Annotated in this window: 21 protein-coding genes; 15 read left to right on the top strand and 6 right to left on the bottom strand. The window is 63.7% G+C overall.

All coding sequences use genetic code 11. The features are described from left to right. The first annotated feature begins 72 nt into the window (after nt 1-72). From flhB to CDV44_RS23035, 5 genes are read left to right on the top strand one after another with little or no spacing between them, the layout of a single operon-like run. Nucleotides 73-1,215 carry a flagellar biosynthesis protein FlhB gene (gene flhB / locus CDV44_RS23015; RefSeq protein WP_058376567.1) on the top strand — a complete coding sequence of 381 codons (1,143 nt, stop codon included), beginning with the start codon at nt 73-75 and terminating at the stop codon, nt 1,213-1,215. 3 nt (nt 1,216-1,218) lie between these two features. Continuing rightward, entirely contained in the window at nt 1,219-3,324 is a 2,106-nt protein-coding gene (gene flhA, locus CDV44_RS23020; protein WP_058376566.1) for a flagellar biosynthesis protein FlhA, read from the top strand. Beyond that, the gene (gene flhF, locus CDV44_RS23025) at nt 3,321-4,604 is read left to right on the top strand and encodes a flagellar biosynthesis protein FlhF (RefSeq protein ID WP_087690905.1); all 1,284 of its coding nucleotides are present in this window, start codon (nt 3,321-3,323) and stop codon (nt 4,602-4,604) included. Before flhA ends, flhF begins: the two co-directional genes overlap by 4 nt. Further along, nucleotides 4,597-5,445: a hypothetical protein gene (locus CDV44_RS23030; RefSeq protein WP_058376564.1), complete on the top strand. Its 849-nt coding sequence runs from the start codon at nt 4,597-4,599 to the stop codon at nt 5,443-5,445. The genes flhF and CDV44_RS23030 overlap by 8 nt, the downstream gene beginning before the upstream one ends. Before the next feature lie 37 nt (nt 5,446-5,482). Then, nucleotides 5,483-6,211 (top strand): RNA polymerase sigma factor FliA, encoded by a 729-nt coding sequence (locus tag CDV44_RS23035; protein ID WP_058376563.1) that lies wholly within the window; start codon nt 5,483-5,485, stop codon nt 6,209-6,211. A gap of 32 nt (nt 6,212-6,243) precedes the next feature. On the opposite strand, the gene CDV44_RS23040 is transcribed toward CDV44_RS23035, so the two are convergent. The 6 genes from CDV44_RS23040 to flgA all read right to left on the bottom strand — a co-directional run bounded on the left by CDV44_RS23040 (nt 6,244) and on the right by flgA (nt 10,207). Further along, nucleotides 6,244-6,483 carry a hypothetical protein gene (locus tag CDV44_RS23040; protein WP_212677144.1) on the bottom strand — a complete coding sequence of 80 codons (240 nt, stop codon included), beginning with the start codon at nt 6,481-6,483 and terminating at the stop codon, nt 6,244-6,246. Between the two features lie 26 nt (nt 6,484-6,509). Continuing rightward, nucleotides 6,510-7,520 carry a nucleotidyl transferase AbiEii/AbiGii toxin family protein gene (locus tag CDV44_RS23045; protein WP_087690909.1) on the bottom strand — a complete coding sequence of 337 codons (1,011 nt, stop codon included), beginning with the start codon at nt 7,518-7,520 and terminating at the stop codon, nt 6,510-6,512. After that, nucleotides 7,492-7,908 carry a DUF6088 family protein gene (locus tag CDV44_RS23050; RefSeq protein ID WP_087690911.1) on the bottom strand — a complete coding sequence of 139 codons (417 nt, stop codon included), beginning with the start codon at nt 7,906-7,908 and terminating at the stop codon, nt 7,492-7,494. Before CDV44_RS23050 ends, CDV44_RS23045 begins: the two co-directional genes overlap by 29 nt. A 329-nt stretch (nt 7,909-8,237) precedes the next feature. Further along, nucleotides 8,238-8,696, bottom strand: coding sequence for a flagella synthesis protein FlgN (locus tag CDV44_RS23055; protein ID WP_087690913.1), 459 nt, complete (start codon nt 8,694-8,696; stop codon nt 8,238-8,240). Then, nucleotides 8,693-9,028 (bottom strand): flagellar biosynthesis anti-sigma factor FlgM, encoded by a 336-nt coding sequence (gene flgM, locus CDV44_RS23060; protein WP_087690915.1) that lies wholly within the window; start codon nt 9,026-9,028, stop codon nt 8,693-8,695. The genes CDV44_RS23055 and flgM overlap by 4 nt, the downstream gene beginning before the upstream one ends. A 126-nt stretch (nt 9,029-9,154) precedes the next feature. After that, the gene (flgA, locus tag CDV44_RS23065; RefSeq protein ID WP_170936082.1) at nt 9,155-10,207 is read right to left on the bottom strand and encodes a flagellar basal body P-ring formation chaperone FlgA; all 1,053 of its coding nucleotides are present in this window, start codon (nt 10,205-10,207) and stop codon (nt 9,155-9,157) included. A gap of 429 nt (nt 10,208-10,636) precedes the next feature. On the opposite strand from flgA, the gene flgB reads away from it, so the two are divergent. From flgB to flgK, 10 genes are all read left to right on the top strand, one after another. Continuing rightward, nucleotides 10,637-11,074: a flagellar basal body rod protein FlgB gene (gene flgB, locus CDV44_RS23070; RefSeq protein ID WP_212677145.1), complete on the top strand. Its 438-nt coding sequence runs from the start codon at nt 10,637-10,639 to the stop codon at nt 11,072-11,074. Nucleotides 11,075-11,079: 5 nt separating this feature from the next. Continuing rightward, nucleotides 11,080-11,484: a flagellar basal body rod protein FlgC gene (gene flgC, locus CDV44_RS23075; protein WP_058376557.1), complete on the top strand. Its 405-nt coding sequence runs from the start codon at nt 11,080-11,082 to the stop codon at nt 11,482-11,484. 22 nt (nt 11,485-11,506) lie between these two features. Next, the gene (flgD, locus tag CDV44_RS23080) at nt 11,507-12,241 is read left to right on the top strand and encodes a flagellar hook assembly protein FlgD (protein WP_087690920.1); all 735 of its coding nucleotides are present in this window, start codon (nt 11,507-11,509) and stop codon (nt 12,239-12,241) included. 108 nt (nt 12,242-12,349) lie between these two features. Further along, nucleotides 12,350-13,606 carry a flagellar hook protein FlgE gene (gene flgE / locus CDV44_RS23085; RefSeq protein ID WP_058376555.1) on the top strand — a complete coding sequence of 419 codons (1,257 nt, stop codon included), beginning with the start codon at nt 12,350-12,352 and terminating at the stop codon, nt 13,604-13,606. 40 nt (nt 13,607-13,646) lie between these two features. Next, on the top strand, nt 13,647-14,390 hold the full coding sequence (locus tag CDV44_RS23090) for a flagellar basal body rod protein FlgF (protein ID WP_087690922.1): 744 nt from the start codon (nt 13,647-13,649) through the stop codon (nt 14,388-14,390). Nucleotides 14,391-14,448: 58 nt separating this feature from the next. After that, on the top strand, nt 14,449-15,231 hold the full coding sequence (flgG, locus tag CDV44_RS23095; RefSeq protein ID WP_058376553.1) for a flagellar basal-body rod protein FlgG: 783 nt from the start codon (nt 14,449-14,451) through the stop codon (nt 15,229-15,231). A 126-nt stretch (nt 15,232-15,357) separates the two neighbouring features. Then, nucleotides 15,358-16,011: a flagellar basal body L-ring protein FlgH gene (locus CDV44_RS23100; protein WP_371328807.1), complete on the top strand. Its 654-nt coding sequence runs from the start codon at nt 15,358-15,360 to the stop codon at nt 16,009-16,011. Nucleotides 16,012-16,097: 86 nt separating this feature from the next. Continuing rightward, nucleotides 16,098-17,231, top strand: a complete 1,134-nt coding sequence (locus tag CDV44_RS23105) for a flagellar basal body P-ring protein FlgI (protein ID WP_087690926.1) — start codon at nt 16,098-16,100, stop codon at nt 17,229-17,231. Nucleotide 17,232: 1 nt separating this feature from the next. Further along, nucleotides 17,233-18,111, top strand: coding sequence for a flagellar assembly peptidoglycan hydrolase FlgJ (flgJ, locus tag CDV44_RS23110; protein ID WP_087690928.1), 879 nt, complete (start codon nt 17,233-17,235; stop codon nt 18,109-18,111). Between the two features lie 144 nt (nt 18,112-18,255). Then, nucleotides 18,256-20,244 carry a flagellar hook-associated protein FlgK gene (gene flgK, locus CDV44_RS23115; RefSeq protein ID WP_087690930.1) on the top strand — a complete coding sequence of 663 codons (1,989 nt, stop codon included), beginning with the start codon at nt 18,256-18,258 and terminating at the stop codon, nt 20,242-20,244. The last annotated feature ends 1 nt before the right edge of the window (nt 20,245 follow it).

Raw genomic sequence — 20,245 nt, forward strand, 5'->3', positions numbered from 1 at the left:
CTTTGTGTCTTGACGGTTACGGACATAATCGGTCGGGATAGGGTGGGTCTGTCCGCCCGACGTGGATAGGGCATGGCTGAGGAAAGCGATCTCGAAAAATCGGAACCCGCGTCTCCCCGGCGTCTTGAAAAGGCGCGCGAGGAGGGGCAGGTTGCGCGTTCGCGCGAGCTATCCACCTTTGCCCTGCTGGCTGCCGGTGTCGCGGGCATGTGGATGACCGCCGACCGGATCTCCCAAGGCTTCGCCCAGTTGATGCGTCACGGCATGCAATTCGAGCCGGGCACTGCGCTCGACACCCACCGCATGCTTGCCAACGCCGCCCACTCGGGGGCCGACGCCCTCATGGTCATTGCCCCGCTGCTCGGCCTGCTGGTGCTGGCGGCGATCACCGCGCCCATGGCGCTGGGCGGCTGGCTCTTCTCCACCAAATCGCTTGCACCCAACTTCGGCCGGCTGAACCCGGCGAAGGGTTTGGGGCGCATGTTCTCCACGCAGGGTCTGGTCGAGCTGATCAAGGCCATCGCCAAGACCGTGCTCGTGGGCTCCGTCGCTTACTGGGCGATCGCCCGCGACCGCGACGCCGTGATGGGCCTGATGACCCAGTCGCCGCGTGTGGCCCTGCCGCACGTGGGCGAGATGATCGTGGTGTGCTGTGCGTTCATCGTAATGTCGCTGCTGCTGGTGGCGGCCATCGATATTCCGTTCCAGCTCTGGCAGCACTACAAGAAGCTGCGCATGACCAAAGAGGAAGTGCGCCAGGAGAACAAGGAAAACGAAGGCGATCCGCACGTCAAGGCGCATATCCGCCAGTTGCAGCGCCAGGCGGCGCGCCGGCGCATGATGCAGGACGTGCCCAAGGCCGACGTGATCGTCACCAACCCGACGCACTTTGCCGTCGCGCTCGAATACAAGGACAACATGCGCGCCCCGCGTGTGCTGGCCAAGGGCACCGATCTGGTGGCCAAACGTATCCGCGAAATGGGCGAAGAGCACCGCATCCCGATTCTCGAAGCCCCGCCGCTGGCCCGTGCGCTGCACAAGCACGTGGAAATCGGTCATGAAATTCCGGCCACGCTCTACACGGCCGTGGCCGAAGTGCTTGCGTGGGTCTTCCAGCTTCGCCGCTGGCGTAACGAAGGGGGCGCCGAGCCGCGTACCCCGTCGGATCTGCCGGTCCCGGCTGAACTCGACGCGCTGCCGCGCGCCGGAGCGTAACGAATGAACCTCAACCCCCGCGCGAACCAGTTTCTGCGCTCGTCCCAAACGTTGCTCGGCGGCAACCTGAAGTCACTCGCCGCGCCGGTGCTGATCGTCATGATTCTGGGCATGATGATCCTCCCGTTGCCGCCGTTCATCCTGGATCTGCTCTTTACGTTCAACATCGCGCTCGCCGTGATGGTGCTGCTGGTTAGCATGTACACGCAAAAGCCGCTCGACTTCGCGGCGTTCCCGAGCGTGCTGCTGTTCTCCACGCTGCTGCGCCTGTCGCTGAACGTGGCGTCCACCCGGGTGGTGCTGCTCGAAGGTCACACCGGCCCGGATGCGGCCGGCAAGGTGATCGAGGCGTTCGGCCACTTCCTCGTCGGTGGCAACTACGCCGTCGGTATCGTGGTGTTCATCATCCTCGTGGTCATCAACTTCATGGTGATCACCAAGGGTGCCGGGCGTATCGCCGAAGTGGGCGCGCGTTTTACCCTGGACGCCATGCCGGGTAAGCAGATGGCCATCGACGCCGACCTGAACGCCGGCCTGATCGGGGAAGACGAAGCGCGCAAGCGCCGCACGGTGATCGCGCAGGAAGCCGACTTCTACGGCTCGATGGACGGTGCATCGAAGTTCGTGCGCGGCGATGCGGTGGCGGGCCTGATGATCATGGTCATCAACATCGTCGGCGGTTTGATCGTCGGCGTAGCCCAGCACGGTCTGGACATCGGCACGGCGGCCAAGAACTACACGTTGCTCACGATCGGTGACGGCCTGGTCGCGCAGATTCCGGCGCTGGTGATCTCGACGGCGGCCGGTGTGGTCGTCTCGCGCGTGGCGACCGACGAAGACATTGGTCAGCAGGTCGTCTCGCAGCTGTTCAACAACCCCCGCGTGCTGGGCATTACGGCCGCCATCCTCGGGTTGATGGGCCTGATTCCGGGCATGCCGCACTTTGCCTTCCTGGTGCTGGCCTTCGGGCTGGGTGCACTGGCTCGCTGGCAGCATCAGCGCACCGAGCGCGCCAAGCAGGAGTCGACGCGTCCCGCGCCGGTCGCGACGTCGGCACCCAGCGAAGTGGCCGAAGCCTCGTGGGACGACGTGGCGCTGGTCGACCCGCTGGGGCTGGAAGTCGGTTACCGCCTGATTCCGCTGGTGGACCGCAATCAGGATGGCGAGCTGCTCAAGCGCATCAAGGGCATTCGCAAGAAATTTGCGCAGGAAATCGGCTTCCTCGCGCCGGTGGTGCACATTCGCGACAATCTGGAACTGCGCCCGAACCAGTACCGCATCACGCTCAAGGGCGTGATCATCGGCGAAGGCGAGGCATATCCGGGCCAGTTGCTCGCGATCGATCCGGGTCAGGTGAGCGCACCGCTGCAAGGCACACCCACGCGCGATCCGGCGTTCGGCCTGCCGGCCATGTGGATCGACGTGGGCCAGCGCGATCAGGCGCAGGCGTACGGTTACACGGTGGTCGATGCCGGTACGGTCGTGGCCACTCACCTGAACCACCTGATCAACGGGCATGCGCACGAATTGCTCGGCCGTCAGGAAGTGCAGCAGCTCATCGAGCGCATCGGCAAGGACGCGCCGAAGCTCATCGAAGACCTCGTGCCCAAGACCGTCGCGCTCACCACGCTGCAAAAGGTGCTGCAAAACCTGCTCGAAGAGCAGGTGCCGATTCGCGATATGCGCACCATCATCGATGCGATTTCCGAACATGGCGCGCGCGTGCAAGACCCGCACGAACTCACGGCGCTGGTGCGCCTGTCGCTGGGCCGGGCGATCACGCAGAGCGTGTTCCCGGGCAACGGCGATCTCGAAGTGGTTGGCCTCGACGCCAATCTCGAACGCATTCTGACGCAGGCGTTGTCCGCTGGCGGGGGTACCGGTCTGGAGCCGGGCCTCGCCGACACGCTGTTGCGCGAAACACAGGCAGCCGTGGCGCGTCAGGAGCGTCAGGGGCTGCCGGCCGTCTTGCTGGTTCAACATCCGCTGCGTTCGCTGCTCTCGCGCTTCTTGCGCCGCAGCTTGCCGCAGCTCAAGGTTCTGTCGTATGCGGAAGTGCCTGATACGCGCAACGTGAAAATGACGGCACTCATCGGAGGTCAAGCGTGAAGATTCGTAAATTCTTTGCGGGCACGTGCCGCGACGCACTGCGCCAGATTCGCGAGGAAATCGGACCCGACGCGGTCGTGTTGTCCAACCGCTCGGTCGCCAACGGCGTGGAAATCGTCGCGCTGGCGGAAGAGGATCTGGACGCACTCGCCGGCGGCGATATGCCGACGCACCGACCGCGTCCGCGTCCGGCCCAACCCATACAACCCGCGGCGGCTGCGCCGGCCGCAGTTGCCGGACCAACCGCTTCGGCACACGATGCGGCGGCGGCCAGCGCGTTTGCGCAGAGCATGATGGGTGAGCTTCAGTCCATGCGCGGCCTGCTCGAAGAGCAGGTGGCGGGGCTGGTGTGGAACGACAAACAGCGCCGTTCGCCGGCACAGGGCGAGATTCTGCGCACGCTGCTGGCCGCCGGGTTCTCGGCGCAATTGGGCCGTGCGTTGCTGGAACACCTGCCCGAAGGCAGCGACCGCGATGCCGGGCTCGACTGGGTGAAGAACGCGCTCAAGCGCAACTTGCCCGTCATGCCCAATGAAGACGAACTGATGGAGCGCGGCGGCGTGTATGCGCTCATGGGGCCGACCGGTGTGGGCAAGACCACGACGACGGCCAAGCTGGCGGCACGTTGCGTGATGCGCCACGGTGCCGAGAAGCTCGCGCTGCTCACGACCGACAGCTATCGTATCGGCGGTCACGAGCAACTGCGCATCTACGGCAAGATTCTCGGTGTGACGGTGCACGCGGTGAAAGATGCGACGGATCTGCGTCTGGCGCTGACCGAATTGCGCAACAAGCATATGGTGCTGATCGACACGGTCGGCATGAGCCAGCGCGACCGCACCGTGCCCGAGCAAGTGGCGATGTTGTGCGGGGCCGAGACGCCGGTGCAGCGCCTGTTGCTGCTCAATGCGACGAGCCATGGCGACACCCTCAATGAAGTGGTGCATGCCTACCGGAGCGCGAGTGCGGAAGGTGGCAGCGACCTGGCCGGGTGTATTCTGACGAAGCTCGACGAAACCACCAATCTCGGGTCGGTACTCGACACGGTGATTCGTCATCGTTTGCCGGTGCATTACGTGTCGACGGGGCAGCGCGTGCCGGAGAACCTGCACGTGGCAGACCGTCAGTTCCTGATCGACACGGCGTTGTCGGCACCGGTGACCGGGTCGCCGTTCGTGCCGGCCGAGGAAGATCTGATGGCGGTTGTGCGCGGGGTCGATCCTAACTACAGCGGGCTGTTCGCGCCCGCCCAACCTTCAGGCGAGGCGTGCTTTGGTTAAACTCGTACTCGATCAAGCGGAAGGGCTGCGCCGGTTGGTGGCGCGCCATACCACGCGCGTTGTCGCGGTGGTGGGAAGTGCGCCTGAAGCCGGTCAGACGAGTGTTGCCCTCAATCTGGCCAGTGCGCTGGCCCATCATGGTCAGGATGTCGTGCTGGCGGACGAAAGCGGCCATGCCGCGCCCGCCATGGGGTTGCCGCTGCGCGGCGACATTCATGACGTGCTGGCGGGGCGGGTCTCGCCCGACGCCGTTCGGGTGAGTACGCGCGACAATTTTGTCCTGGTGCCGGTGGCGCACCGTCATCCCGAGCGCATCGACCCGGTGCGGGCCATGCCGTTGCTCACTGTGGGCGAGCCGGACGTGGTCGTCATCGACTGCACGCATGCAGGCGCGTTGCTGAGTCCGTTGGCGGCACATGCGCATGACGTGCTGGTGGTGCTGGGGTGTGAGCCGGCGTCGATCACGGGGGCGTACTCGTGGATCAAGCAGGCACATTTCGAATATGCGTTGGCGCAGTTCCGGGTGTTGGTGAACCGCGCCGAGGATGTGGAAGCGCGAGTGGTGTGCCGCAATCTGGCCACGACCGCGAGCCGGTATCTGGCGGTGTCGCTGGAGCTGGCGGGTCATGTGCCGTCGGACCGGCAGGTGCTGCGCGCGCGACAACTGACGCGCACGGTGGTCGATGCGTTCCCGATGGCACCGGCGGCGGTGGCGTATCGTCAGTTGGCGGCACAGGTGATGCATTGGCCGTTGGCGGCACGCGAGACAGTGGCCGCGGGCATGGCTGACATGGGCGAGATGGCGCATGGCGCGGGCGTATTGCCTGCGGCCACCGCCTGAGCGCCACGGCACGCGTCGAGAGGAAGCGGAGGGAAACATGTATACCGCGCGCGGGAAGGTCGACACGAACGACACGCTGACCCAATACGCGCCGTTGGTGCGCCGACTGGCGCTGCAATTGATGGCCAAGCTGCCGGCGAGTGTGGAGCTGGAAGACCTGATTCAGGCCGGCATGCTGGGGCTGCTCGATGCAGCGAACCGGTATCAGGAAACGCAGGGTGCGCAGTTCGAGACGTACGCGAGTCAGCGCATTCGCGGCGCGATGCTTGACGAGTTGCGCGAGCTGGACTGGGCGTCACGCGGCATTCGCAAGACGGCGCGTCAGATCGAGAAGGCGGTGCAGCGGCTGGAGCAACGGCTGGGTCGCGGCCCGTCGGAGAGCGAGATTGCGGGCGAGCTGTCGATCGGACTGACTGAGTATCAGCAGATGTTGCAGGACGTGCACGGCTGCCAGCTGATCTACTACGAAGACTTCGAATCGGCGGATGAAGAGCCGTTCATCGACCGGATTTGTGCAGACCCGGGCGCGGACCCGCTCAAGATGCTGCTTGATGAAGGGTTGCGTCACGGCGTGGTGGATGCGATCGACCGGCTGCCGGACCGCGAGAAGTTGCTGATGAGCCTGTACTACGAGCAGGGGCTGAACCTGCGCGAGATCGGTGCGGTACTCGAAGTCAGCGAATCGCGTGTGTGCCAGTTGCACAGCCAGGCGATTTCACGGTTGCGCGCGACGCTGCGCGACAAGGCGTGGACATCGGCGGGTTAAACGGTAACGTCATTAGCAGAACAGAAAAGCCCTCAGGCGCTCGCGCGTCTGAGGGCTTTTTGCAATCCGTAGAGACTGATCGCACCCCAGAAGATCTCGATCAGCAGGGACGCCGGATTCGGGTTGTAGACGAGGGACACCGTAATCAAAGCCGAGCCGCTGAGATTGATCGCTGGAAAGCGCCAATCGCCGGATGACAGCCGGTCTGTCTGATTCAGGAAGTAGGCAAGCACCACGAATGCGGCACCGAGGATGCCGATGAAATCGGGCAAAGACAAATGCATGGTCAGGCGGCGGGTTAGTGCGGTGGACCGCAAACAGGCGATACGGGGCAGGGAGGTGGCTTCGTGGACGGTATCGTGCGGAGAAACGTCCGCGCCACGGTCTTGAAGACGCCGAAAGCTTCGCCGAAGGATGGCCGATCGTTACCGTAGATCAATGGGACGAGTTTCGTCCCGTATTCGTCTATCGTCTGTTGATCGTCGCCAATCGCTTCCAATGCTTCGCCTAAGCATTCCGCCGGATTCGCGCAGAATTCGGCGTGCAGGGTAAATTCGTCTTGGTCAAAAGCAACGAGATCATTGAAGTGCCTGATCGCCAGATCGACCGCCGCTCCATCCGCTTTGACGATGCACCAAGTGTCGTAAATGTGCCGCACCAATGCGTCGTCCCAGTCCCCCCGCTTGCCAGCACGATGCTCGGCGAAACGACGGAGAAATGAAAGTACCTTTTCCGCCAGCGTTTCTTCGACAGCCACGCAGGTCATCGTGAACTCCGCCGTGTCTTTGCCAGCCGATTGGTGCGCTAGGTACCCCAGTGATCGTTCCGACGTGGCGAAGCAAGGTGTTCGCGTTGTGAATTCAAGCTTCAGGTGTGGGCGCAGGGTGGTGTTGGCGGCGTACTGTTGCCGATATAGCCAGCCACTTGCGAAGTACCTATTCGCGTTCCGTGCAATGGCTTCTTTCGGCACCTCTACGAACCCCAGTCCCTTCATGCAATCGACGACCTGTTGCTTTAGGGCCGAAAGTCGCTTTTTCAGTTGGTGTTGCGAAAGCCCGTGGTCCGGTGCAAGTGCGACCTTCAGGTCGATGTCTTCGGACATTCGACTAATTAAGCGATGGGCTTTCGAGAGGCTCGTGCCGCCGCAGAACACCAACCGTATGTTTTTGTGACTTAGTGATGCCAACGCCTGAAGCGTGTCGCTCACGTGAATGTCTTTTTCTAAGATTGCAGCAGAGAGGCCGCCGAGGTCGGCTTCCGCGACCAGCGCATCGATAAGTTCAAGTTGCTCTCTGGAAATTGTTCTCATACTGAATGAATTGCTGCCCGAACCCAAGTTTGCGGGCAATGCGGCGGTTTCCAGTATTAATGACAACCTTTGCGGGCAACTGTGTGGAGCGACCGGCGTTATAGGCTGCGACTAGTCTGCTGGGGTACGTTCTGACACCAAGTCTCTTGAGCACTTGCGGCGCCAGGACTTCGACTGGACGTACGGGGATCGGCCTGCCGGACAGGACGCTAGGTTTTGCTTTCGCATACACCCCAACCCCCAGCTTGACGATGATCCCGTCGTCGACAAGTTCTCGTAACGCGCGGCTGAGCTGTGCCTCACTCCCAAGGTCTGCGAAGTCGGCACGCAGAAAGACTTCCGCTCTACGCTTGCGGAGCGAGGATATCAGTCTGTCTTTCATGCTCATGGCGCTCTCCTTTCGTTACACACAAAGTCTCGTAAGTCATTGATAGATAAAATTAAATCAATCTGATCACGATCATTTTCGGAGTGTAGCACAGGGAGGTATTCGCAAATGAACGACGGCCCGGCACTGGCGATACGGCATGCGCTCACACGCTAGGACTGGGCGAGATCGTAAGCCGCTAAGGGGCGCACGTGTAGGAAGTCACGGATTTTTCGGACAATTCGCGCTTGAGGCACTGCGGCTGGACGCGACGCCTGACGGCGCGCTGAGGGGGATACGCGAGGTCGTGGCCGAAGTGTTGGCCGAGATGCTGACGAGTGGTGAGGCGATTACGCCGTCACACTCCCGCCGCTAGAGCGCGGCGTGGTGCGGCCATCGGGGCCGTAGAGGGGGGCGTTCTGTTCCGGGCCGTACAGCACGTTCAGCGCCTGCTGCGTGTACGTCAGGCGGGTGCGGATGAGTACGCCGTTGGTCTCGTTGGCGCGCTTGGCTTCGGCCGCTGCGCTCAACAATGCCTGCCACGCGGCGCCCAGACGCGGTTCGCTGGCGGCAGCCGCCGTCGCACCGGCTTCATCCGGCGAGTAACCCAGCACCTGAAGCTGCGCATCGCGCTCGCGACCAAGCGTCGCGAGGTCGGTGACCGCGCGCGTCTTGCGCTCGGTCAGCTCAGGCAGCGCGTCGAGCGTGCCACTGACCAAAGCCTGCTGTTCTTCGCCAAGCAACGCCGAAAACGCGTTGATCGCGTTCATCTCGGTCGTGAGGGCAGTCAGCAGGGCTTCGGTGTTCATGAGTTCGATTGCGTGGAGAGCAGATCGCGTGCGGTCGAAATGAGCCCGTCCGCAATCTTGCTGGGATCGATGGTAAGACGCCCTTCCGCAATCGCTTGCTTGATCTCGGACACCTTGGCGACGTCGATGTCGGCCGAACCCGTTTGGGCCAGGGCCGCCTGCAACGCACGCATCTCCGACGACAACGCGCTCGTGCTGACGCTCGCTTCATTACCGGCCGCAGGCGTAGCCGCGCCGTCAGCGCTCGCAGCGCCGGTGTTCGTCCGATCGGTCGTCGTCCCCTTCGTCGGGCCGACGCCGGGCAACGGATTGGCGGGTGGTTCGATTTTCATGTGCTTTCCCCAGAAACCTGCCTGTGTAACGGCATTATCCGCTGTAACTTTAGGCAAGTAACATACTGTTACCAGTTCAAGTGCCCGGGTGAAGTCAGCAAATTCTTGGTAAGAGTGAATACTTACTTATAGTGCAACTTCGACTTCAATGTTGCCCTGCTTGTTGCTTTTCACGGTGCCGCTGATGACCTGGCCGGCGCGCGTACGCACCTGCACCGGGTCACCTGCACTGGCCCGCGACAGCACCTGACCCTCGGTGCTCACCTCAAAACCAGAGCCTCGCGTGACCACGCGCACGGTCTGGCCTTGCTGCACGGCGATGGCGCTGCGCAACAGGTCTGAACGAATCGGCAGACCCGACGTAATACGGTTCACGGCCACGGTGCCCACGATCTGCCCGGCATCGGTCGCCACGGTACGCGGCAACAGCGTGAGGTCGCCCTGGCGCGGCGACAGATCGTTCGGGCCGATGGTCTCGCCCGGGTTGATCTGGCGCGCGGCCACAAAATAGGTCGCGTTGATGCTCACGCGGGCTTGCAGGTACAGCGTCCACGGACGCTCGCCCGCGCAACGCACGCCCACCGTCGTCGAGCCCCACAGGCGCGCGCCCGGCGGCAGGAACGGCTCAAGCGCGCCGCACGCCGGCATGCGGTCCGACACCGCATCACCCACCGTGATCGTCACGCGTCCGGGTAAGCCGGTCGTCTGTTCGCGCAGAAACCGCTCGGCAGTCTGCCGCACGGCTTCCGTGTTCTGGAATTGGGAATTGTTCTGGGGGGCTTGCGCGGCTTGCTGCGCCGGGGCACTTGCCACGCCGCCGTTCGCACCGCCATTGGCATAGCCGTTGTTGGCGTTCACCGCCGCCGCCGGGGCAACCGAGCGCGGATTGTTCGGCACGTTGGTCGCTACGCCACCCGCTGCGGCATTGTTGCCGGGGATGACAATGGCGCCGGGGCCGAGGGTATCGCCGAGATTCTGGGCGTTGGGATCGGTGGCGATGCCTTGCGCGGGATTGGCTGCATGCGCGACACCTGCAACGCCTGCGAGGCCAAATCCACCCGCCAGTGCCAGCACTGACGCCAGCAGGCCGGAGCGCAGTACGGCCGTGCGCCGGCCATGCCGCAGCGCTTGTCGCGCGCGGGAGGCCAAGGCGGAACTGCCGCCGAACTTGCCAGCCATGCTCTCTCTCCTTGCGGCGCGGCCCGCTGTTGCGTCAGCCGCACGCTCAACCATCCGGGACGTCGCGTCCCTCTTCAGAAGCCGACGACACCGGGCAGCGCTCCTGTGCCTGGGGGGCGAGCTCCGCCCGATGCCGTCAGGAAGCCATTCTAGAGACGTCCGGCATCGCGCTATGGGTCGAAATGGCGGTCAATACCCTTGCTATTCCTCCGATTGAACCGAGGGGGTGAGGCATACGATGCGAAGCATGCCAAAAGGTCCGTACTTTTTTCGGACCCGGCAGGGCATCCCGTCTGTACACGCCGATGAGCCAGTGCTCAGCGGCGATACCGCAGACGCCGGTGGACACCGATAGCGGCGTCCCGGCAGCGGGGGCCATCTTCTTCAGCAGTACCGGGCATCAAGGCAAGCATCGAGCGAGGCGAGATCATGGACAAACTGGACGCGGCAATGCGGTTCAACCAGCAGGCGTTAGCCATGCGCGCCTATCGTCAGGAAGTCATTTCCTCGAACATCGCCAATGCCGATACCCCGGGCTACAAAGCGCGTGACGTCGACTTCAACAACGCGTTGAGTCAGGCGGTCGAGCGCGGCGCCCAGCAGCAACTCGCCACCGAGTCGAGCGTGTCGCTCACGCGCACCTCCTCGCGCCATATCGCTGCGCGCGCCACGACGCCGGCCCCGGCCATGGGCGGCCCCGAATTGCTTTACCGCGTGCCGTATCAGCAAAGCATCGACGGCAACACCGTCGAACTCGACGCCGAGCGGGTGAACTTCGCCGATAACGCTGTGCATTACCAAACGGGCCTCACGGTCCTCTCCGGCCAGATCAAGACGATGCTGGCGGCCATCACGAGTCAAGGGTAAGCGCCATGCCACTCATGAGCATTTTCGATGTCGCCGGGTCGGCCATGACGGCCCAGTCGCAGCGCATGAACGTCACCGCCAGCAACCTGGCCAACGCCGAGAGCGTGACCGGGCCGGACGGGCAGCCGTACCGCGCCAAGCAGGTCGTGTTTCAGGTCAACCCGGTGACGGGCAGCGAAGTGGGCGGTGTGAAGGTGGCCGGCGTGGTCGAAGACTCGTCGCCGCTCAAGACCGTCTACGACCCGAAGAACCCGGCGGCCAACGCGCAGGGCTACGTGACGATGCCCAACGTCAACCCGGTGGAGGAGATGGTCAACATGATCTCCGCCTCCCGCTCCTATCAGGCCAACGTCGAGGCGCTCAACACCGCCAAGACGCTGATGCTCAAAACCCTCACGGTCGGCCAATAAGCAGCCGCGCGGAGACCAGAAGATGGCAAGTATCAATACGTCGAACGCAGCGAATTTCTCACAGACTTTCCTCGATTCGGTCAACGGCACCGCCAATAGCAGCAGCTCGAGCTCCAAGTCGTCGGCCGGCAGCGCGGACGATTTGCAGAACAGCTTCCTGAAGTTGCTCGTCGCACAGATGAACAATCAGGATCCGCTCAACCCGATGGACAACTCGCAGGTGACCTCGCAGCTCGCGCAGATCAGCACGGTCTCGGGCATCACCCAGTTGAACACGACGCTGTCGTCGGTGACCTCGCAGCTCAATTCGACGCAGAGCCTGCAAGCCGCCGCGCTGGTCGGCAAGGGCGTGCTGATCCCGGGCACCAACATCGGCGTGGGCAGCACCACGGCGACCGACGGCACGGTGACCAAGACGGCCACGCCGTTCGGCTTCGAGCTGCCGAGCGACTCCGACACCGTCACGATCCAGATCAAGGACAGCACCGGCAAGGTGGTGCGTACCGTCAACGCGGGGGCGCTCGACGCGGGCGTGCAGGCGCTCACGTGGGATGCCAAGGACGACGCGGGCAACGCCGTGGCGGATGGCAAGTACACGCTGGCGGTCACCGCAACCTCCAACGGCAAGGCCGTGACGCCGACGCTGCTGTCGTACGCGCAGGTGCAAAGCGTGGTGGCCAGCACCACCGGCGCGCCGCTGCTCAACGTCGGCACGGGCTCGAACATCAAGCTCTCGGACGTGCGCGAGATCTTGTAAGCCGCGTGTGACACCGAATACGTATCAAGCGACATAACAAGCGAAGTCAGTCTTTAACCGTTTTATCGCGACCGATAGCGTCGTCAACCGAATTTCAGGAGTATCACCATGGCCTTTTCGACCGGACTGAGCGGCCTGAACGCCGCCTCCAAGGATCTGGACGTCATCGGCAACAACGTTGCCAACGCGGCGACCGTCGGCTTCAAGCAAGGTCAGGCGCAATTCGCCGACATCTACGCCAGCTCGCTGTTCGGCGCCGGCAACAACACGGTCGGGATCGGCACGCGTGTGTCGAACATCTCGCAGCAGTTCACGCAGGGCGACATCACCGTGACGAACCGTCAGCTCGATCTGGCGATCTCCGGCAATGGTTTCTTCCGCGTGTCGAACGGCGGCACCATCGCCTACACGCGTAACGGTCAGTTCTCGCTCGACAAGAACGGCTACATCGTCGACGCCAACGGTGACCAGCTGACCGGCTATCTGGCCGGCCCGAACGGCATCATCAACAGCGTCTCGCCGGTCGCACTGCAAATCCCGACGGGCGATCTGGCCCCGACGGCCACGAGCACGATCACTGGTCAGTTCAACCTCGACTCGCGCAGCGCCGTGAACACCACGACGTTCTCGATCACCGATCCGAACTCGTACACCAACGGTACGTCGCTCAAGGTCTACGACTCGCTGGGCAATTCCCACGACGTGAACCTGTACTTCAAGAAGTCGGCCGTCGACCCGGTGACGAACAACGCCACGTGGCAGGTCTACGCGTCGGTCGATGGCACGACGCAAATCGGCACCGGCCCGGTCGCTACGCTCACGTTCAACTCGGCCGGCAGTCTTACGGGACAAACCGACTCGACGGGCACTGCCGTCACCGGCCCGATCACGCTGCCGACGATTGCGTACGGCAACGGCGCATCGGCGGGCAACATCAAGATGAGCCTGACGGGCACGACGCAGTACGGCAACACGTACACGCCGAACACGCTCACGCAGAACGGCTACACGTCGGGCCGCCTGACGGGCTTCACGTTCAACGCGGACGGCACGATCGTCGGTACGTACTCGAACACGCAGTCGATGGTGCTCGGCCAGGTGGCCCTCGCCAACTTCAACAACGTGCAGGGTCTGATCCCGATGGGCAACAACCTCTGGCAAGAGTCGGCCGCCTCGGGTATCCCCATCGTCGGCGTGCCGGGCGGTACGAACATGGGCAAGCTGCAAGCCGGTGCCGTCGAAGCCTCGAACGTCGATCTGACCGCCGAACTGGTCCACATGATCACCGCGCAGCGCAACTATCAGGCCAACGCGCAGACGATCAAGACGGAAGACCAGTTGATGCAAACGATGGTCAACCTGTAAGCGGAGCGGCGCGCATGCGTAACTTGCACGAGGGACGTCGATGGATCGTCTGATCTATGTCGCCATGACTGGCGCGAAGCAGGCGATGGAGCAGCAATCGACCACCGCCAACAATCTGGCCAACGTCTCGACGCCGGGCTTTCGGGCCCAGCTCGCGTCGTTCCGTCAGGTGCCGGTACGCGCCGAAAACGGCGCGGCCGGCACGCGTACCTTCGTCACGACCTCGACGCCGGGCACCGACTTCACGCCCGGCGCGATGCAGCAAACGGGGCGCGCGCTCGACGTCGCCATTCAGGGTCAAGGCTGGCTGGCCGTGCGCGATGCGCAGGGCCGCGAAGCCTACACCCGTGGCGGCAACCTCGAAATGACGGCCGACGGCCAGATCACGCTGCACGGTCTGCCGGTCATGACCGACGCCGGACCGGCCTCCGTGCCGCCGGGCGCGGCCGTGACCATCGGCACCGACGGCACGATTTCGGCGCTGGGGCAGGGCGATCCGCCCAACTCGATCGCCGTGATGGGGCAGTTGAAGCTGGTCAATCCGCCGGAAGGCAATCTGGTGCGCGGCGACGACGGCTTGTTCCGTACGGGCAACAACGCACCGGTACAAGTCGACCCGAATGTCGTCGTGGTCGCAGGCTCGATCGAGAACAGCAACGTCAACCCGGTCAGTAGTCTGGTCAACATGATTTCGCAGTCGCGTGCGTTTGAAATGCAGATGAAGATGCTGCAAACGGCCGATACCAACGAGCAGTCCGCCAACCAGTTGCTGAATTTCAGCTAACGGGCCGACGGCGCGCCACACCCGGCGCGCCACGACCGTACACGGGGAGAAACACCAAATGATCCGTTCGCTCTACATCGCTGCTACCGGCATGAACGCCCAGCAGACGAACATGGACGTGATTTCGAACAACCTCGCCAACACCAGCACGAACGGCTTCAAGAAAGGCCGTGCGGTGTTCGAGGACCTGCTGTACCAGACCATTCGCCAGCCCGGCGCCCAGTCGTCGCAGCAAACGCTGCTGCCGTCGGGCCTGCAACTGGGTACCGGTGTGCGTCCGGCCGCGACCGAGCGCATCTTCACGCAGGGCAACCTGACGTCCACCAGCAACGCGAAGGACGTGGCCATCAACGGCGACGGCTTCTTCCAGGTGCTGATGCCGGACGGCACGACCGCCTACTCGCGCGACGGCTCGTTTCAGGTCGACAACAACGGCCAGTTGGTGACGGCGTCGGGTTACCCGATTCAGCCGGCGATCACGATTCCCGCCAACGCCCTGTCGCTGACCATTGCGCGCGACGGTACGGTGTCGGTGACGCAGCCGGGCAGCACGGCCAACGTGCAAATCGGTACGTTCCAGCTCGCGACGTTCATCAACAACGCCGGTCTCCAAAGCCTGGGCGAGAACCTGTACGCCGAGACGGCCGCTTCGGGCGCACCGAACGTGGCACAGCCGGGCACCAACGGCGCGGGCGTGCTCAACCAGAACTACGTTGAAACGTCGAACGTGAACGTGGTGGAAGAACTGGTGAACATGATTCAGGCGCAGCGTGCCTACGAAATCAACTCGAAGGCCGTGACGGCCTCCGATCAGATGCTCCAGCGTCTGACGCAGATGTAAGTGGCGCTTGCCGCTATCGTTGCCGCCAGACTAGTGTTCAGGAAAGCCGAGATGTCAGTTCAGTCAGCCAAATCGACCGATTCAGTTACTCAATGTGCCGCAAGCCCGGTGCGGTATCTCGCGCTGATGGCAGCCGTCGCATTGAGCGGTCTGGCCGGCTGCGCCTACGTACCGCAGGAACCGGTGGTGCAGGGCCCGACCACCACGCGCCCGCCGCCCCCGCCGATGGGCGCCGATCCGGAAGGGTCGATCTATCGCCCGATCTACTCGAACCGGCCGCTGTTCGAAGACCGCCGTCCGCGTAACGTCGGCGACATTCTGACCATCACGATCAACGAGAACACGGCCGCCAGCAAGAATTCGGCTGCCAACACCAGCCGCGCCGGCAGCGGCTCGCTCGCGCTCAATCAGATGCCGGGCGTCGTGGGCGGGGTGTTCAACAACCAGAGTCTGGATGCCAATGGCGCGAACAAGTTCGACGCCAAGGGCGCGGCCAACGCCAACAACGTGTTCTCGGGGCAGATCACCGTGACCGTGATGGAAGTGCTCGGCAACGGCAACCTGACGGTGGCCGGCGAGAAGCAGATCGCGATCAATCAGGGCACGGAGTACATCAAGTTTTCGGGCGTCGTCAGCCCGCAGACGATTTCGGGCGCGAATACCGTGCCTTCGACGCAGGTGGCCGATGCGCGCATCGAATACCGTGGCAAGGGCTACATCAACGAAGCCGAAACCATGGGCTGGCTGCAACGCTTCTTCCTTAACGTTTCGCCGTTCTGATGTCGATCATGCCGTCCCTGCCGCGCCGCGCGCACGCTTCCCGCCAGTCTGGCCAACACGCTGGCCCGCGTGCTCACGCTCACCCGATGGCGAAGGCGCTCGCTAAGGTGCTCGTTAAGGCGCTCGTCGTCGCGGGTGCCGCCGGCTTCGCGATGCTCGCGCCCGGTGCCGCCCATGCGGAGCGCCTGAAGGAACTGGCCTCGATTCAGGGCGTGCGCGACAACCAGCTGATCGGCTACGGCCTCGTGGCCGGCCTCGACAACTCGGGCGATCAGACCACGCAGACACCGTTTACCGTGCAGAGCATGACGAACATGCTCTCGCAGCTCGGTATTACCGTAGCGCCCGGTACCAACATGCAGTTGAAGAACGTGGCGGCGGTGATGGTGACCGCCACGCTGCCGGCGTTCACGCGCCCGGGCCAGCCGATCGACGTCGTTGTCTCGTCGATGGGTAACGCCAAGAGCCTGCGCGGCGGCACGCTGCTCATGACCCCGCTCAAGGGGCCGGACGGGCAGGTCTACGCGCTCGCGCAGGGCAACCTGCTGGTGGGCGGCGCTGGCGCGTCGGCCAACGGGTCGAGTGTGACGGTCAACCAGCTCGCGTCGGGCCGGATTCCGAACGGCGCGATCGTCGAGCGCAGTGTCCCGACCGCCATGGGCGGTCAGCCGGGCACGATCCAGATGGAATTGAACGCCACCGACTTCTCCACCGCCCAGCGGGTGGTCGACGCGGTGAACCGCCGCTTTGGCTACAGCACGGCGCAGGCGCTCGATGGCCGGGTGATTCTGCTGCGCACGCCGACCGATCCGTCGGCGCGGGTGCAGTTCCTCGCCCAGTTGGAAAGCATTGAAGTGAAGCCGGACAACTCGGCAGCGCGCGTGATCATCAACGCCCGCACCGGTTCGGTCGTGATGAACCAGAACGTGACGATCCAGCAGTGCGCCGTGGCTCACGGCAACCTGTCGGTGGTGATCGACACGCAAAACAATGTCAGCCAGCCGGCGCCGTTCTCGGGCGGGCAGACGGTGGTGGCCCCGAATTCGCAAATCTCCGTGCAACAGGAGAACAACGCGCTCAAGCTGGTCAAGGCGGGCGCGAACCTCGCCGACGTGGTCAAGGCGCTGAACTCGCTCGGCGCAAGCCCGGCGGACCTGATGTCGATTTTGCAGGCCATGAAGGCCTCGGGCGCGCTGCGCGCCGACCTGGAGATCATCTGATATGGCGGACGGCAACCGAGTCGCTGGCAAGAACCTGCCCGACCTGACGCAGCGTGCGACCTACGACATGCAGGGCCTCACCGCCCTGCGCGCCGCCGCACATCAGCAGACGCCGCAGGCCACCCAGCAGGCGGCCAAGCAGTTCGAAGCCGTCTTCACGCAGATGATGATGAAGAGCATGCGCGACGCCACGATGTCCGGCGGCCTGCTCGGCAGCGATCAGGAAAAGATGTTCAACGGCATGCTCGACGACCAGCTTGCCCAGCAACTCGCCTCGCACAAGGGCATGGGTCTGGCCGACCTGATGCTCAAGCAGCTCGCCCAGACGGGTACCACGCTGCCGCCCGCCGCCATGGGCCGCCAGCAGTCGTTGCAGGGCCGTGCCTACAACTCGGCCGACGCCATCGGCGTGGCCGACGGGGCACCGGCGGTCGCGGGCGAATTTGTCGACCGTATGGCCTCGGCCGCACAGAGCGCCAGCGCGCAAAGCGGTATCCCGGCACGGTTCATGCTGAGTCAGGCGGCGCTGGAGTCCGGCTGGGGCAAGCGCGAGATCCGTCGCAGCGACGGCAGCACCAGCCACAACGTGTTCGGCATCAAGGCGGGTAAGAACTGGACCGGGCCGACGGTGGAAGTCGCCACCACGGAATACGTGGGCGGCCAGCCGCGCAAGGTCATGGCCAAGTTCCGCGCGTACGGCTCGTATGACGAGGCGTTTGCCGACTACGCCAAGCTGATCTCGAACAACCCGCGCTACGCGCAGGTCGTGGCCAGCGCCAACGACGCGGCAAGCTTCGCCAACAACCTGCAACGCGCCGGTTACGCGACCGACCCGCAGTACGCCAACAAGCTGATGAAGATCATGAAGCACTTCGCCTGAGGCGAAGTGGCTGCTCAATCTGCCTAAATTTTAGGCAAAACCGGCCGGGCCTCAATATTGCCGCCAGGCTGCCGTAAACACATCGGTAACGGTGCGCGAACGGGCTTTCCCGTGGGACGCGCCTCCAACTCAAGCCGCGAGATCATGAGCCTAATCAATATTGGCATGAGCGGGCTGAACGCCGCCCAGTTCGCCCTCAACACCACCGGCAACAACATCTCCAACTCGGGGACGGCCGGCTACAACCGACAAATCGTCAGCTACACCCAGGCGGACAGCCAGTTCGCGGGCGTGGGCTATATCGGTTCGGGCGTGCTGGTGAGCGACGTGTCGCGGGTGTATGACCAGTTTCTGGCAGGTCAGGCCAATCAGGCGCAGACCCAGTACAGCCAGCTCAACACTTACTACCAGCAGATCTCGCAGATCAACAACGCGCTGGGTAGCTCGACGACCGGCCTGTCGGCCTCGATGTCCTCGTTCTTCACGAACTTGCAGACCATCGTGACCGCGCCGAACAACTCGGCCACGCGCGCCACGGTCATCTCGTCGGCCCAGACGCTCACGAGCATGTTCCAGTCGCTCTCGGGGGCGCTCTCGTCGCTGCGTACGGCCGTGAACGGCAATCTCACCCAGTCGACCGAACAGATCAACACCTACGCCAAGCAGATCGCCACGTTGAACGACGCGATTCTGCAAGCGCAGGGCAATGGCGGTGGCGTCACCCCGAACGACCTGCTCGACCAGCGCGATCAGGCGGTAGCCAGCCTGAACGCCATCGTTCAGACGAACGTCGTGAAGAATTCCGACGGCTCGTATAACGTGTTCGTGGGCAACGGCCAGTCGCTCGTGATGGGCAACTCGGCGTACCAGATGACCACGGTGCCGTCGACGAGCGATCCGTCGCAGTTGACCGTCGCCTACGTGTCGCCCAACGGCACCAAGATCCCCATTCCGGAATCGTCGATCACCGGCGGCTCGCTGGCCGGTCTGCTGTCGTTCCGTAGCGGCGCACTCACGCAGGCGCAGAACTCGCTGGGCCAGATCGCGCTGTCGCTGGCCGGTACGTTCAACGCACAGAACCAACTCGGTCTGGACCTGTACGGCCAGATGGGCGGCAACTTCTTCACGGTGCCGAGCCCGACGATCATTGCGAACACCAGCAATTCCGGTTCGGCGACGCTCAACGCGTCGATCACCGATGCCTCGAAGATCACGGCCAGCGATTACTCCGTGACCTACGACGGCACCAACTACACCATGACGCGCCTGACCGATGGCGCCAAGTGGACGGCAGGTGCGCCGGCAACGCCGGGTGCGCCCTTGAATTTCCAAGACAGCAGCGGCGCCGCGTTTGGCGACGGCTTCAAGGTCACGGTGGGCAACATGGCCGCCGGCGATAGCTTCACGATCCAACCGACCCGCAACGCCGCGCAGAACATCGGCGTCGCGATCACCGACCCGGGCAAGATTGCACTGGCCGCACCGGTCATCGCTTCGGCGGGCAGCAGCAACGGCGGTTCGCTCAAGGTCGATCAGGGCACGGTTGACGCCAGTTACTTGTCGAACGTGCTGACGGGGCCGGTGAACTTCACGTTCAGCAAGAACGCGACGACTGGTGCGATCACGCTCGTCGCGCCGGCGCCGATGACGGTGACCGTCAATGGGGTGACGACGTCTTACGCCGCGGGCGACACCGTGCCGTACGACGCCACCAACGGCGCCAAGATCACGACGGGCGGTGTGACCGTGAACGTGAGCGGCACCCCGGCCGACGGCGACAAGTTCAGCATTGCGCCGAACACCTCGGGCGCGGTGACGGACAACCGTAACGGTCTGGCACTGTCGGCACTGCAAAACGACAAGACCAAGGTGGGCGGCTCGCAGAGCTACACGTCGGCGTATGCCAATCTCGTGTCGTATGTCGGTTCGACCACGAACACCTACAAGGCGACCAGCGCCGCGCAGCAAACGCTGCTGCAACAGGCCCAAGGGGCCCAGCAATCGAATTCCGGCGTGAACCTCGACGAAGAGGCAGCCAACCTGATCAAGTATCAACAGCTTTATCAGGCCAACTCCAAGGTCATTCAGACAGCGTCGTCGTTGTTCGACACGATCCTGCAAATGGTCAACTAAG

The sequence above is a fragment of the Pandoraea sp. PE-S2R-1 genome (assembly GCF_002179865.1).
Classification (GTDB): domain Bacteria; phylum Pseudomonadota; class Gammaproteobacteria; order Burkholderiales; family Burkholderiaceae; genus Pandoraea.